The 15,001-nt window shown below is 36.6% G+C and carries 11 protein-coding genes; 2 read left to right on the top strand and 9 right to left on the bottom strand.

The features are described from left to right. Positions 1–113: 113 nt before the first annotated feature. Both GM920_RS21240 and GM920_RS21235 read right to left on the bottom strand, forming a co-directional pair. Entirely contained in the window at positions 114–2,045 is a 1,932-nt protein-coding gene (locus tag GM920_RS21240; RefSeq protein ID WP_182961285.1) for a UvrD-helicase domain-containing protein, read from the bottom strand. Continuing rightward, a complete protein-coding gene (locus tag GM920_RS21235; RefSeq protein WP_182961283.1) occupies positions 2,027–4,120 on the bottom strand; it encodes an ATP-dependent nuclease in 2,094 nt (697 codons plus the stop codon). Before GM920_RS21235 ends, GM920_RS21240 begins: the two co-directional genes overlap by 19 nt. 338 nt (positions 4,121–4,458) lie before the next feature. Between GM920_RS21235 and GM920_RS21230 the strand changes: the two genes are divergently transcribed. Then, the gene (locus GM920_RS21230; protein WP_182961282.1) at positions 4,459–5,049 is read left to right on the top strand and encodes a hypothetical protein; all 591 of its coding nucleotides are present in this window, start codon (positions 4,459–4,461) and stop codon (positions 5,047–5,049) included. Positions 5,050–6,000: 951 nt separating this feature from the next. Here GM920_RS21230 and GM920_RS21225 read toward each other — a convergent pair. From GM920_RS21225 to GM920_RS21210, 4 genes are all read right to left on the bottom strand, one after another. Further along, complete coding sequence (locus tag GM920_RS21225; protein WP_182961280.1) at positions 6,001–6,522, bottom strand: hypothetical protein; 522 nt, start codon at positions 6,520–6,522, stop codon at positions 6,001–6,003. Positions 6,523–6,573: 51 nt separating this feature from the next. Next, positions 6,574–7,134 (bottom strand): hypothetical protein, encoded by a 561-nt coding sequence (locus tag GM920_RS21220; protein WP_182961278.1) that lies wholly within the window; start codon positions 7,132–7,134, stop codon positions 6,574–6,576. Positions 7,135–7,171: 37 nt separating this feature from the next. Further along, entirely contained in the window at positions 7,172–7,627 is a 456-nt protein-coding gene (locus GM920_RS21215; RefSeq protein WP_182961276.1) for a WapI family immunity protein, read from the bottom strand. Between the two features lie 160 nt (positions 7,628–7,787). After that, positions 7,788–8,375 carry a hypothetical protein gene (locus GM920_RS21210; protein ID WP_182961274.1) on the bottom strand — a complete coding sequence of 196 codons (588 nt, stop codon included), beginning with the start codon at positions 8,373–8,375 and terminating at the stop codon, positions 7,788–7,790. Between the two features lie 254 nt (positions 8,376–8,629). Between GM920_RS21210 and GM920_RS21205 the strand changes: the two genes are divergently transcribed. Further along, positions 8,630–9,127 carry a GRAM domain-containing protein gene (locus tag GM920_RS21205; RefSeq protein WP_182961272.1) on the top strand — a complete coding sequence of 166 codons (498 nt, stop codon included), beginning with the start codon at positions 8,630–8,632 and terminating at the stop codon, positions 9,125–9,127. Between the two features lie 685 nt (positions 9,128–9,812). Here GM920_RS21205 and GM920_RS21200 read toward each other — a convergent pair. The 3 genes from GM920_RS21200 to GM920_RS21190 all read right to left on the bottom strand — a co-directional run. After that, positions 9,813–10,853: a Fic family protein gene (locus tag GM920_RS21200; RefSeq protein WP_182961270.1), complete on the bottom strand. Its 1,041-nt coding sequence runs from the start codon at positions 10,851–10,853 to the stop codon at positions 9,813–9,815. A 637-nt stretch (positions 10,854–11,490) separates the two neighbouring features. Then, on the bottom strand, positions 11,491–14,256 hold the full coding sequence (locus GM920_RS21195; protein ID WP_182961268.1) for a hypothetical protein: 2,766 nt from the start codon (positions 14,254–14,256) through the stop codon (positions 11,491–11,493). Between the two features lie 552 nt (positions 14,257–14,808). Continuing rightward, positions 14,809–15,001: transposase (locus tag GM920_RS21190; protein WP_182961266.1), on the bottom strand; the 193-nt coding region annotated here is incomplete at its 5' end.

Below are 15,001 nucleotides of genomic sequence, written 5' to 3'. Positions count from 1 at the left end.
TACCTGAATATTTTGTGACGAAATTTGGTACTCAGCAGATCGGATATTTCCACCCCAAGGACTAAAAAAAGGTGTCCATGAGGTGGAGCTGATCTAAGACAACGTTCATTAACTTAAGGTGCAGCTGCACTTAAGTCAATGACGTTGTCTACTCCAAACCATTCCTTAGCTTTGGCTATTACGGAAGGATTAGGGTCATGATAGTAAACGGCCAAGTTTTCCTTTGCTCTGGTACAACATACATAAAATATTTTTTGAGTCCTGATCAGTACAGTCTCTGTGCCGGTGTTTAAGAAGAGGTTTGCAAAGTTGTAATTGTTCCATCGTCCATTGTCCATGATGACCAGTACGTTGTCAAATTCACTTCCTTTTGTTTTATGCTGGGTGGAAAAAGGGGTTTTTCCTTCAAGGAAATTATATAGTGATTGAAATTCAGAGAATTGGATGTCCTTTACTCGATTGTACAGATAAGACTTGTCCGCAATAAACTCATCGAGTTTATCCTCCATAATACAAATCCGTTTTTCGTGTGCTTCAAGGATAACCTGCTCGATGGTTTTGTTTCCTACATTGATCAGGTTTTCTATGTTATCCTTTAGTATTTGTTTGTCCACAATCTTCTGGATATGTATCCTATAGTCAGTAACGCGGAGGAATTCATTGTACTGGTGGTTTTGGTAAAGATGTATATTGGTCTGGATTTTGAAAAGATGTTTGATTAGAGCGTCCCGTTTCGATCCTTTCTTTTTCTCGTCACTTGCATTGTTCTTCTTGTCGTCTACAAGGTGGTCCTTGTGGACATAAAGTTTCATGAGTTCGCTATAGTTTGAAGCTAAGGCAATTTGCATGAGGTCGGGGCGGGCTTTGATGAAATCATTCATTCCAGCGGTTGGTAGTATCGGCCTCAGTGTGGTTTCAGTCTTTCCCTGTTTCAGTAGCTCAATCACCTCTCCAAAGGTATTCGAGGAGAAATCAGTGTTGATGCCGGTGTCCTGTATGTATTTTTTGATTCGGGTTCGGTAAGCGAGTACCTGGTCCTTATCATAGATATCCATTAGGTTCTTAAAGCCTGCTCCGTCAGCAATAAGGTTGTGGGTAAGGTAAAGCTCCTTTGTTTCTTTGCTATTGGTAAAATCCCATGTCTGTTCCCGGATGAGAAATTCTTTTGCTTTTTTTACGCCTGTCAATGCAGAATGTAAAAAAAGAATTCGCCCCTGTTTTAGGTTGCCTTGGTTCATATTGGGTGCATTGATATCTGTTGAGGGTACTTGGACAATCCCATCCGTCCGGAGCTTGTTGGCCAGATCGATGACTTTTTGTGGACTTCTTCTATTTTGATGTTTCTTCACCTCCCTGATGCAGTGACGATATTCGTTCAGGTTGCCGATGGTGTCATCATAGATGGACTGCATGGCATCTCCAAAAAATCCGATAATGTTTTTTCTTTTGCTGAGATCGAAATGGGTAAGGAAGATGTCAATGACCTCCTTACTGGTATCCTGGTATTCATCAATCAAGATGAAAGGATACTTGTCCTTGACCACGTTACTCAGTTTTGGATACTTTCCAAAGAGGTGAGTGGCTACGATGAGCACCTCATCATGGGAAATTATACCTTCTTTTAGCCTTAGGAACTCCTTATATTGGATACCTTCCTCACAGGTGTCGAAAAAGTTAATGGCCAAAGGAGTGTGTTCATCAAGCGAAATGGCTGTAACGGTTTCATCATTGCATAAGGTAATTAATGCCGCTTTCAGTTCCTTTTGAAAGTGCTTGATATTGTCCCATAGAAAATCATGTATGGTCGTGACATTGAGGTTAGCGTGGTTTATCCGCTCTTCGATTTCTTTCACTGCTGCATTGGTATATGTCATACAAGCGATCTTTGCCGTGGGGTTTTCCCTAATTACCTGCATGATCACTTGGACCAGGGAATAGGTCTTACCGCTCCCAGCACCCCCGCTGAGCAAAAAGTTTCCCTCCTGATCGATAATGGAGAATATCTCCTGCACCTCTGGCTCAAGCGCTAATCTTTTTTCAACCATAATAATCCTTCTTTGATATATGCCGGTATCTTCCAGTTCTTTAGTTCAGAATCACTGTGATAGATAATATCCATTGCAAAATGTGTTTTCTTTTTAATGCAGTTCGCTGCCAGAAAATAGGCGTTCTTTTTCGTATCATCGAAAATACTTCTATTCTTCAGACCATTGAAGCTTTCCTTATTGGTGATGATAAAATTTCGGTTGATATGTATGAAACCATCCTCAAAGCTCCGAGCATGGTAAGTGTCCTCCTCAGTTTGGAAGACTACACAGAGCCGTCCGTTCTGATTTTGCTGCCAGGTTCCACTGCTCTTTTCAAAACATTTTTCCGAAATTACAAAGGCCCTCAGTTCAGTCAAGGTTGCGGAACGGAAAAAGTAGTTAAGTGCATCATTAGAATAGTTCGTTCCAATCGCCACTTCACAAGCCTTATCATCATCTCCAACTGCATCTAGGTCGGTAATGATTAGTGACTTGATCCCCAGGAAGTCAATGAACTTTTCGAAGATCTGCGAATAGGCTCCGACCTCTATAATGGAAATATTCTGAGAGAGCAGAGGCATAATAGGATCTTCTTCTCCGGCATCAAGTAAGAGTTGCTTTTCCTCTAAATCGATCTTTCTCATGATTGTGGGGATTAGGATTCGCTCGGTGTCGCCTTCGATGAGCACGGCTTTATCCGCAAAGAAGATTTCCGCACGGCTGATGGTCAGATACTGAGTGAGGAACTGATAATGCTTGTTTTCAAGGTCATAATCCTTTTTCAGATCCTTTAGGCTGATGGCGTTGACGCCATTCTGGCCTTGTTTCTTAAGGTACTTAATATCATTGAAATCACTGTCTGCTACTATATGGGAAGAATGTGTACTAATGATATATTGCAATTTCCTGATGATTCCGTCTTTTCGACTCACGCCATCGCCAAGCAGTTTCTTGATGTTCTTGATGAACACATACTGCATCTGTGGATGTGTGTGTGCCTCTGGTTCCTCGATAAACAACAGGTTTATGTCCGCTGGTATCGCGCCAGCCTCGCGTTTGAACTCGTGAACGAGGATCTCGATCTCAAAAATCATGCTAATCAGGTTCATATAACCTAGGCCATTATAGTGTTCAGGGAGATGATTATCCTCATCGTGCTTGTAGACTACCGTGGTATTGCCCTTCAGCAGCTCACGGTGTTGGAGCGTTGAGATGATTTCGATGTCCGATTCGTTTACCTTGATCCCACCAAAAGATTTTACCTTTTTTATGATTCCGGAAAACATAGATTTATATATCCCACTTAAATGATCGTCAGTCTCACTAAGTTTCTCCTTAAAGTCCTCAACGGCTTGATTGCGCTCATCTGTTGCCTCTGTTTTTTCATAAATGCGAGAGGTTTGTGTGGAGAGCGTTTTGTCAACATCCTTATTGGTCACATCCCTTTTTGCACTTATGTACTTAAAATTGATGATGTCTTTTGTGCTGATCTCCTCCTTGATCAGATCGATATACACCAATTCGTTGACCTTTTTGTTCGTACGGTCGAATTCAAATGATTTTTTATTAAGTTTGAAGAAATCACCCTGCTGTTGTTTCAGGAACTCGTAAATGCCTTTGATCTTGTAATTCGGATCTGCAGCTAGTTTCTCTTTCTCTAAGAATTGGTGTTCAGAGTATGCTTTCCTTGCTGTTACAAATCCAAGGTAGTCCAGGGTATACTCAAAGCCCAGGACAACATTGTTGTTTGCGGGATCCAGGTCCATCATCACTCGGTTGATGTTGCTCAGATTGTCGTGCTCATCATAAGCTATAAACACTTTGAGCTTAAGCCCGGAGGTAACATAGTCCGTCTTTAAGGGCTGTGTTTCCAGTTCCAGCAGTTCCCTAATCTGTTTTTTGTATTCGATGTTGAAATCATCGAAGTGGAATTTGTTTCTGTCCGATGGATTCAAGAATTTTTCCAGTAGCATCAGTATGGAGGTCTTGCCCGTATTGTTCTTTCCAATGACTAGGGACAGTTCATTTTCAAGGTCCATGGAAAATCGCTTCAATAATCGAAAGTTCTCGATCTCAATTTTAAATATTTTCATAATAATTTCTTTAGGTTAATCACTACGCTCCTTTGGATAGGGCGAGGGAGCATCGCTATTATCCTATTGGGAGTTCCGTTACATAGGTTATAACATAAACAGGGTGGGTAGGGAAGTAGCAGCGGTGCCAAATGGTCTTGGCTTTTTGTTTAGAGAGTGGGTCATTTCGTTAATTTGAAGTTAATCAAAGCAATATAATATTTCTATTCCCAATTAGAATAATATATTTCCTATTTTAGCAAAATCCCTTCTTTATTATGCCATTTTATACAATGGCAAGGATGGATATGTTAATTTTTTTTAAAACCATTTTTCACTTTGGCTAAACATAAATAATCATGCTGCTAAATATCGCTTTCCAGATCGACATCAGTAATGATGAGATCGACCTTCTCAAAAGGATCCTAGATTGTGCCGATCAGGCAGCATTAGAGCAAAAGCTCTCCAGGGTCGGTCTAGCATCGCTGACTGAATATAATAAGATGATCCTCGGTCAGCGGGTATTTACCCGGGGCAAGGATATGATGGAGTTTAGATTACTCAATCTGATCAAGCACTATTTTCAGGGTGCGATTCCCAGTGAGCAGCAAATCAGTTCGCTGTTTCAGATCACTTCTGCCGAAAGTCGTTCGCTTATTCGCTCGATTACCTCTAAGTACCAATATGAACTCTCTGATATAATTAATGGAATGCTTATTAGGCTGTTAAGAGATAAAACGTTGAAAAATGAAGAGGAGAACTTCAAGCTACCATTGGATAATATATTTTTTAAGGATGAGCTAAATAAGCGTTTGGGTCAGCTGAACAATAAACTGCCAATGGTTGAAAAGGATGGCGCAACCAACGGCATCTTTACGATACAGAATTCTTCTTACGCGGCTTTATGCAATCATTTTGGGATTGCACAAACTATAAATTCATATGTCTGATATTTCTTCTGATGTTCTATCCTCGGCAAGCTTGATCTTAGCTGCCTTGACAACCATTTACGGCCTCTACTATTCTGATATTAGGGACATACTCGACGTTGTTCCCAAGACTGGAGATTTGAAACCAGATAATAAACCGAATTATACGAAGGCTAAGACCATTTTGAGGAGCAAGTTGATTCCACTTCTCGTAGGCTCAATCGTGCTCACGCTTGTATTTATACCTGATTTCATTTATCAGCTGGTCAATTGTTATCAGATATGGCGAGATTTAGGGGTATCTTATGATACTTATAATACCTCAAATGCAGCTTATGTTGTGGTGACTTTCTTTGCTATTATGTTGACAGGTAGTGTTTTGTTGATGTTTTATGGGTTCGTCAAAAAAATACGTGCACTTAGATCATAGTGTAATTAGAGTTTTAATACAAAAAAAATAAAATGTCAAGTTTTTTAGGTTCAACTTTAAATTACTTTACTTCCAAATTTTTGGTTCAATTCTAGTCCGGTTAAGGTTATTTTTCACTAAATTTGCGCTGTTAATAACTAGAGCAAAGGCAAATTCAAATAAAACCTTTGACATTTAAATCATTAATAATAGGTTCTATAAGCCTTAAAAAACGATCTAAATGTTCAAAGTAATCCGGAGATACGGTACTGCAATCTTTCCCATATGGGAAAGATTATTAAAAAATATATTTATTAGCCTCTAGATGATATCTAGAGGCTTTTTTAGTTCTTGATATTTATAAGGTTGACCATTACCTTCACCATTATTTCCTTCTCTTCAGATTTCCTTTCAGCTATCATTAGTGTTAGCGCAACCAATGCAAGGTCTGCTATGCGTTTTGATCCATCTGGTTTATAAAGAATGTTCTTATCCAGAAACCAAACAAATAAGCAAGCTACAGTATCAGTTCCAGCATAAGGTTTGTTGTAAATTCTGCATTCTTATTGTCCATACATTTCATATAGTGTATTTAAGCGCAAGCCATTGTTGTCATGTTGTTGCCAAAAGTCGTTAATGGTATAAATAATTTCTATGGTTTCTTTTCCAGGGCCAAATTGATAATCTGTGAGAAAGCAGACTTTCTTAATTGGCGATTTGTCAAGTGCTATCTTTAATAGCTTATCAATATCAGGTTTATATTGATCTAAGAACTTAAAACTGAATTGCTGATTTGCGTCACTATTGAAAATTGGATCACTGATCTTGTTGACTGGTATTATAAGTTCACCTGGATAATCAATATCCCAATCAATTAATTCACCAGCGAAAAATCCACCACACTTGTCGTATTTAAACTCAGGATTGCCGATATGAACAATTATTCCGTTTTGCTGCCGAAGTAAATCATAAAAAAGTTCCCGATGACTTATAAGCTTATCTTCTTCTATGATTGCAATGCTAAAGTTTTCTTGGTTCAGCTGAAGTGCTGTTGAGTTAATCGAAACTATTTCTATTGTCGGCATTTCTGTCTCTGTTTATAACAATTTAAGGCTTGAAGAAGGTAACGCGACTTCTCATTCATCAATGTCTTCGAACGTTAATTTATTGTTCTTCTTTTCAATTTTTATTTTTCTCCAAGTCGGTGCATATCCTTCTCCCTGTGGTTCGAAAAGTTCTCTAACATACTCCGCTTCTGTTTCATAATTTTTTATTCTTTTTGGACCGGTATAATAGTCGGTTCTATTGTCAAAATAGCTTTCAACTTGTTTTTCAGTATTAAAATTTAAGGAGTTTTTTATTTCATTTATAATTCTTTTTTTATCATTAACTGTGATCGTCAAAGTAAACGTATGGTAATAGTCACCAATCGCAGACATCGATTTATTTTCCTCAATTTTAAAGCTATCGTGTAGTTGAATGCCCTGTTCCGTTAGTAGTTTTTCTGCGTCATTTTTTGAAAACAGCTGGTCTTCGAAAATTGTTAGGGAGGACATGATAAGGATTAATAGTGTCAAAATAATCGAAAAATATTTTCCAACTTTTGAATAGCCCATTTTCTTAGGAATCCAATATGCAAGGAAAATAAAGCCTATTGCTAAAAAAGTTAATATTAATCCAACTATTAATGAAATCATTTATTACGTTTTATGGTTAGAGGTAGTAGTAATACGTTTAGTTTAAGCTACCAATGACAGGCAATTGTTTTATAATCATTTCGAGTTGATTGACCATTTTATTTATTTCTGTTTGATCAAATTCCATATTGAATGATAAGACACTACCATATATACCAGGATTGTCGCATGCTTTAACTTCTACATTAAAATGTCCAAAACCGTCACCAATTATTTTTAGATCTAAATATCCTTCCAGGTCATTAAATATTACAGTTCCATTTAGGTTATCATAAAGCTTGGATAGGTCTTCCTTAAATGCCTTGAAGTCTGTGGTTCGGAAATCACCTTCGTATTGTCCTGAGAATTTCCCTGCGTTAATCGAAACTTTGGTTTTGATCCAATTTTTATCCCAATCAATTTCCGAATTATATTGTATCCTTTCTATCGGCTCAAGTCTCACCAAGTAACCAGAGTCTGAAATTTCAAAGGAAAGATTTTCAGTGTTTATCATTTTGGTTTATGTAAGAAGCTAATCTACGAACTTCTTAGCCATTTCAGCCTTGTTCAAAGTATTACCTTTAATGGCTGGAACCTACTAAGTGGGACGAGATTATTCTCGAATTATTTCAATCCAATACTTCAACTAACCAGAGAATATTTAGAGAAAGCACTTAGTTGACATGCGGAAATATTTTTTCCACTATTTCCATAATTTCAATGGTAGGCGGGATCCATTCATAGGTTTTCCAATTTGTATCGTCTTTCTGCTGCTCCGCTAGCAGAATTTGGTGACTAATTTTTGGAGTGTATATACTAAGTTTTTCATATGATGTATGATCCGGAATCGGAGGAAAGAATCTTCCGTTAAACTTGTGTCTTTCTATGCTTTTGAATTTATTTAAATTTGAAAAGAAATATTCAAAAATTTCACCTTTCACTTCTGCAATTTTAATATTTGCATCATTAATGCAAGCTATTTCTTTTGAATAATACCTATTGCGAAGTTTCCAGTATATCTTTCCCCTAATAAACCCCTCGTAAACACATTCCCTAATCGCATCTTCTGAACCTTGTTTATGAAAATAAATCATTTCACAACCTACACAGTATTGTTCATAAATTATTATCGTATCGGAGCCTAGGTTTCTAATTTTCTTATATTCTTCTCTTATTAAAGGATCTAATTTTTTAGTGAATTTGACTTGCGCTGAGGTTTTCAATATAGAAGTAAACAGCAGGAAAAACAAAGTTACTTTCATAAAGTATGTTTTGGGTGTATCGACATGATGCGATAATACCATAAATTACATAACCAAACCGATTGTTATTAGATTAACCTTAAAATATCTTGTATATCCGATATCCAACGGATATAATTACATCAAGGCTGGATGAATTAGTTAGTTTTATCCGAATTAATTTGATACAAAGATCAAATCGAGTCGATGCTAATGCTCCTTAATGAACTTTCGAATATATTTGGGGTATTAATCACCCAAAAAGCATTTAATGAATGACAAATTTTAAGAAATCAATTTTAGCAGGTCTTGTTTTTGGTCTTGGAATTGGGCTTTATCTTACAATCAAAGAAAACTGGGTTTTGGCGTTGGTTGTTGGCTTATTTAGTGGTGTTGTTTTTAGTATTAGTTCTTACATGAAGTTGTTTTCTAAAATGGATAATGAATCATCTTCTTTTCAAAAAATAGACAAAAATTCAATTATTTATTCTGGGTTGGCAAATCATTATAAAGATGGGATTTCAGTTGGTGGAAAGCTTTATTTGTCTAATAATCAACTTATTTTCAGATCCAATATTTTTAGTTTTATAAAAAGGCATGAGTCAATTATTGTCTTAAGTGAAATAGTAGCTGTGAATTTTGATGATTCCTTTGCCCCACTTAGAAACGGTTTATCAATAGTAACAAGCAAAAGAAGCGAAAAATTTATAGTGTATAAAAGAGGGTTTTGGGCAGAGCAGATTGCAAAATGTAAGGCTATAATTTATAATTAAATTCTTATGAAGCACATGACCCGAAATCAGTTTTATGCGATGTTAGTGTTGTTTATTGCTCTTTTAATCTTTTGGGCCTTAAAACACTATGGCCCTTCGTTAGGTATTTCTAAATTGGGTAAATATCATGGGACTATGAAGTATTTATAGGTTGTTGCTCTCAACTGCAATTTAAAATCTGCGAGTTGAGCTCCAAATTTTCACAAAAGCAAAATGGAAGTCCTAACTTTTCATCTTTGAAACCTGTAGGCATGATTAAGTTCATGTCGGAATAGTTTTCTGTGGTTCTAGGATCTGGTTGCTACCAAAACTATAAATTACTTTACTTCCAAATTTTCGGTTCAATGGTAGTCCGGTTAAGGTTATTTTAAAATAAATCTGCACTATTATAAACTAGAGCAAAGGCAAATTCAAATAAAACCTTTGACACTTAAATCATTAATAATAGGTTCAATAAGCCTTAAAAAACGATCTAAATGTTCAAAGTAATCCGGAGAGACGGTACAGAAATCTTTCCCATATGGGAAAGATTTTCAAAAAACATGTTTATTGAAGCCTTTAGATTATATCTAAAGGTTTTTTTAGTTTTTTAACTGTTGCTTTTTTTGCAACAGTTGCTTCTGATCAGGCGGAATTCTTGGGAGGAAGAAAAAAAACCGAATACTGTTCGATCTCTAAAAATTCACTAAAAATAGGTTTTAACAGCAAATTCAAATTGATTCTTGAAAATTTCCTTAAAAGGATTAATGTTATTTTGCTCATAAAATATCAGCATTGCCTTTTTGTATTCGATTGAATCTACTGTTCTAAATGACAAGGGGCAATGTTCATGAGCGATCAATAAAGCATTGCTGACTATCCGGGCAGTACGTTTATTACCGTCATTAAAAGCCTGTATATAAGATAGCAGCACTAAAGCCAGTAACGCTTTTTCAAAGATGTTTTCTTTCTCGTTAATCAGCGTGCACATATCATTGAGGGCATCACGTATCTGATGCTCATTATCTAAGGGCTTATAATTGGTTCCGGAGATACCTACACGTCTCTGGCGGATGTTTCTGTCCACACCCAGATCTTTGATCAACAGACTATGTATATCCTCTATACTCCTAATGGTTAAAGGCACAACATAGTCAGGATGCGCTACAATAAAATTGATCGCTTCCTTATGATTCAGCAACATCGTTGCATCATCTTTCGGTTTACCTTCAGCAGTTTCTTGTTCCTTTAGTAGACGTTCTGTTTCCAGAAGCGAATAGGTATTTCCCTCGATTTGTGATGATTTCCAGCTTAGGTCAATGGCCAGTCGTTCCAGTTCTTTACTATAGGCAGCGGGAGTTAATGTAGCAATATTTTCCCTGAATTGGAGATGAAGTCCTTTTAGATAATGATTTTCATCATCATTGAAAAGCTTAACATTCCTCAGCACTTCTGTAATCAGCTCCAGGTTAAAGCTATCCTTAATCTGACGTTCATCTACCTCTTGCTTAAAATATTCTTCAACATTAATGGGTAGGAGTAACTCATAAGAAGCACTTACAGCGTATTTTGTAGCCTTTGACTTTCCTTCAGAAACAACGATGCCTTGAGCGGAAAGATTCGATAAAATTCGTTTTACCGTTGCATAGGCAACCTTTTCGCTCACCGCATCATGGATTGCTTTGGATGAACTTAATGGATGATCCTTTAAGTAATCAAGGATTAGGGTAGCATTTTTTCCCTGCATAATATTTAAATGATAAAATGGAGCTCACTGTTTATACAAATGTAGCTCATTTTTAATTATAAATGAGCTACAAATAAGCGTGTAATGAGCTGCAAAATTATAATCACAGAAATGAAGATCATTTCAGTAAGAAATTCGGCTCAATATAGGCGAAAAATGAGCTGTAAATAATGTCAATATGAGCCACAAATTAAAATGTATACCTATAAAAGCAATATGCATTTTTTGCACATTGCTTTTTCCGCCAGTTCTTTTCCCGTATATGTATTGTAGCAATTCTATAGCTTACTTCTCAAGTTAAAACCAAAATTATATTACTAACCAAATTTTCGGTTCAAAAGTAGAGCACTAAGGGTATTACATTAAAAGTTTATTAATGCTTGGCTACTAATTTTTCATACATTTTATGAACCCCTTTACTTTCAAATCTTCAATAATAGGATCCATAAGCCTTAAAAAACGATCTAAATGTTTAAAGTAATCCGGAGAAACGGTACAGATATTTTTCCCATATGGGAAAGATTATTAAAAAATAGGCGCTATATTTAGCAATGCTAATTAAACACTTATGACCACCGTTCAAGACTTACGGGATGTTTTTTTTATTCTGCATGATGGCATCATTACCAGCTATTCATCATTTAACGATGATCTGCTTTCTCTTAACGCCCAGGTATCCCTCTAAATCAGCTCCCTCAATGATCACCGTATATATTCCAGGGTTATCTGCAGCATAGAAGTTAACTGTTGCTTTGCCATTTTTATCCGTAATGATATTTGGCTTCCAATATATAGTTGAACGTATATCCGACTTGTCGGCGATACTACTTGAAGTGTATTTTGGACTATAAAACTCTTTTGGAACGATAAAAGGCATCGGTTTATATAGATAAGTACCAATACTCTTTTTCAGGAAGGGGCCTTTTCCACCGCGGGTAGTTACTTCAATAAAGGCATGGTCCCATGGTTTATCTAGCGGATGAAGGTAATAAGTTGAATACCTCATTTGATATCTGGTACTTGTCATCACTTCAACCCCTTTGATTTCTTCAGCATCATAATACTCAAAAATATCTTTGAGATACTGGTATTGTGATGTTTCCGGCGGAATGAAAAAATCAGTATTTATACCATCGATAATCAAGTGAACTAACATGGTGTGTATCTTGTAATTAAATGGCGCATTTGGCCTAAATCCCTTAATGCTCTTTTCCAGGAGTTCACCGAGAGTAGTTCTACCTGCTTTTAGTAATTGTTCTTCATCAATAATGACATCTGCAGCACCAGGGCCATTTAAGTTTTTCGAATCTTTAATGACCTTTCTTGCATTAATAACAACCTCTTTAAGCATGTTCCTTCCGGTAACGCGCAATTGTTCTTTTTTTAAAGTCACCTGATTGTTCACTATTAAATTGGTGCCAGTGTCAATATTTACGAACCATGGAACGATCCTATCCGTTACTGGTGAGAAAACCGGAGCCTTAAATTCCTCCATCTCAATGCCAACATTAAAGCTTTTTCCTTTCTTATTTTTAGCACTGATAAAAAAAGCAGGGGTGTCAATTGGGTTAATCCCTCTAAAAATGAAGTTACCTTTATCATCGGTTAATGTATCTAGTATAAATAATGGTTTTTTTGAAAATAATGCAATTGGAGCTTTTGCAACTGGTTTATTAAAAGCATTGGTAACTTTTCCTTTTATTGAAAACTCTTCCTCATTGGAGTAGACAAAAGGCTCAGCAGATTTAAACGCCTGGGGCCAGTCGTAACCTACCCAACCCTGTGTCAAAAGCAAATAATCAAGATGCTGCCATTTTTCGGAATTTGTTGCCGCATCGTCATAATAGCCAGGACCTTCTATATTGCCTTTTAGGTCTGAAGTCAATAACATGTGGCTTAAAATTGAGCGTTCTGCAATACTATCAATTTTAACCTGTCCGTTATCTGTTACTGCAAGTGAAAAACTACCCTGTATGGGATTCCCTGTATGGTCACTCACTTTAACATTTAAAGAAATACTGTCTCGTTGTTGGTACTCACTTTTATTTGATTCCAATTGGATATTCAAATGATCACCCAAGTCATTGTAAAACATACGTTCATTTAGGCCCATCTTGTCTTCGCCCATTAAAATAAGGCGAATTATACCACTCGGAAAAAACTTTTTATTTAGTACAAACTTAATTGCTCCTTTACTAAAATCGGCTACTGATGCCCAGCAAACTATATTTCTAGCCATACCAAAGAGGTAATAGGTTGAAGCTATACCTGCTGTAGGGGTAAGTGTTACTTCACAGGAATCACTTTTAAATCGATTCGTGACATTTAGTGTTATGCCTGTTTGCTCAACAAATGGAAGTTGGTAGCTCTGATATTTCCCGTCAGGTAATTGTATTCTGGCAGTATAAGTTTCTGCCTTTTCAGGTACAAGGCTAAATATCCCCATTCCTGCATGCGCAGTCTTAAAAGAAGTAATTTCCTGTTGCTTGCTGTTATAAATTTTACCTGATATAGCTACTCCATAGCCATCTTCGTTTAAAGCTTTAAATGTAATATTAGTTTTCTGACCTACGACCAGTTTTCCGCCCTCAGGCATAAACTGTAAATCAATCTTTTCTGGCCGGTTAAATATAAGTGGGATGAGCAATTTACGACTGCCTTGGCTCTTGCGTAGATCCTGTATGCCTAATGTGATGTTTTTTCCAGATACCTTATTAGGCAAGTCAAATTTTAACTTTAAAGTCCCGTCCAAACTTGTTTCAACTTTGTCCTTAAACCATGTTCTTTTAGCATCCATAACACTCATCTGCATTTCTCTTAATCCCACAGGAGATTTGTCAAATTGATTGATCCTCAGTCCCAACTCAATTCTCTGCTTGTTGTCGTCATTTATTAAATTTGCGTTATAATTAATTAGCCAGTTTGATCCGGCATCATTACCAATATAAAAGTGTTTCTTAAATAGGTAACTCTCTCCGAAATTCCTCATCCAGTTCGTATATCCTGTTAACGTATATCCCCCTTGCTTAAGGTCCAGATCTAATCCCATATAACCGTATGCCATTCCGCTAATTACAGGAACCATAATTCGTTGAACCAACTTGTTGCTGTCATTTGAAAGTTCGAGATAAAGTACCCCGCTTTTAGTTGAATAGGTCAGAAAGGACGCATTCAATAAATAAGCTTTGAACCACAACGTGTCTCCCGCCAGATAAGTTGGTTTGTCAGTTTGCAGATAAAGCTTTTCGATGGAAAGACTGTCATTTTGTGTATTAAGCCTGGTAATGATCTGATGTAGATTTTCTTTGGGAGCCATCTGAGAGAAACTCATGGCAATGTTGAAAAGATTGAGTAAGGCACAAACTAAAATACTTATGATAAGGTGAAGAGCTTTGGTTTTCATAGTTTGAGAGTCAAGTTAACATGAATTGATCTTTCATAAAGATAGTAATAGGTCATTATAATTGCCGATCTGTTCTATTTTGGTACACTTTTATGTGGTTTTGAATATGAAAATTACATTGGTACGCTTCAAATGCATGTTAGCTCAGCTTGTTAGAGGAACTCAGAATCTTTTGGTCGATGGTTCGAACTCATTACAGCCCATGGGCATTGTAAACCAAACTACAAATTACTTTACTTCCAAATTTTCGGTTCAAAGGTAGTCCGCTTAAGGTTATTTGCGCTATTAACAACTAGAGCAAAGGCAAATTCAAATAAAACCTTTGACACTTAAATCATTAATAATAGGCTCAATAAGCCTTAAAAAACGATCTAAATGTTCAAAGTAATCCGGAGAGACGGTACATACCGGACTGATGTCCGAAGAATCAAAGGGTTGCTCGTAAAAAAGCAACCCTTTTTTATTGATCTTCTGCAGGTTATGCCAGAAGGTCGGGTCGATTTTCTTGGATCAATCCCAAAACTTGTGGAGCACTGATACTTTTTTTCGATTTTATGCATACAACTGGGTTAGCCTGAAAAGGAAGAATTCAATATTTTTCACCCCTCTAAATTGCGATCTGAATGCCTTTATCTTTGCATTAAAAGATTCCGCTGAAGCATTCGTAGATCTACGATCAAAGTAATTTAATATAGTTTGGTAATGGTTCTGTATCGACTTTGCAATGGTATTGAAGGACTTGAAA

It is taken from the genome of Pedobacter gandavensis, from assembly GCF_014172405.1.
Lineage (GTDB): Bacteria > Bacteroidota > Bacteroidia > Sphingobacteriales > Sphingobacteriaceae > Pedobacter > Pedobacter gandavensis.
This window is presented reverse-complemented; position numbering and strand designations above follow the sequence as displayed.

Excerpts from the sequence above, each read along its gene's own strand:
- GM920_RS21205 (WP_182961272.1), top strand. The coding sequence starts at position 8,630 with ATGACAAATTTTAAGAAATCAATTTTAGCAGGTCTTGTTTTTGGTCTT.
- GM920_RS21195 (WP_182961268.1), bottom strand. The coding sequence starts at position 14,256 with ATGAAAACCAAAGCTCTTCACCTTATCATAAGTATTTTAGTTTGTGCC.
- GM920_RS21240 (WP_182961285.1), bottom strand. The coding sequence starts at position 2,045 with ATGGTTGAAAAAAGATTAGCGCTTGAGCCAGAGGTGCAGGAGATATTC.
- GM920_RS21225 (WP_182961280.1), bottom strand. The coding sequence starts at position 6,522 with ATGCCGACAATAGAAATAGTTTCGATTAACTCAACAGCACTTCAGCTG.
- GM920_RS21200 (WP_182961270.1), bottom strand. The coding sequence starts at position 10,853 with ATGCAGGGAAAAAATGCTACCCTAATCCTTGATTACTTAAAGGATCAT.
- GM920_RS21220 (WP_182961278.1), bottom strand. The coding sequence starts at position 7,134 with ATGATTTCATTAATAGTTGGATTAATATTAACTTTTTTAGCAATAGGC.
- GM920_RS21210 (WP_182961274.1), bottom strand. The coding sequence starts at position 8,375 with ATGAAAGTAACTTTGTTTTTCCTGCTGTTTACTTCTATATTGAAAACC.
- GM920_RS21235 (WP_182961283.1), bottom strand. The coding sequence starts at position 4,120 with ATGAAAATATTTAAAATTGAGATCGAGAACTTTCGATTATTGAAGCGA.
- GM920_RS21215 (WP_182961276.1), bottom strand. The coding sequence starts at position 7,627 with ATGATAAACACTGAAAATCTTTCCTTTGAAATTTCAGACTCTGGTTAC.
- GM920_RS21230 (WP_182961282.1), top strand. The coding sequence starts at position 4,459 with ATGCTGCTAAATATCGCTTTCCAGATCGACATCAGTAATGATGAGATC.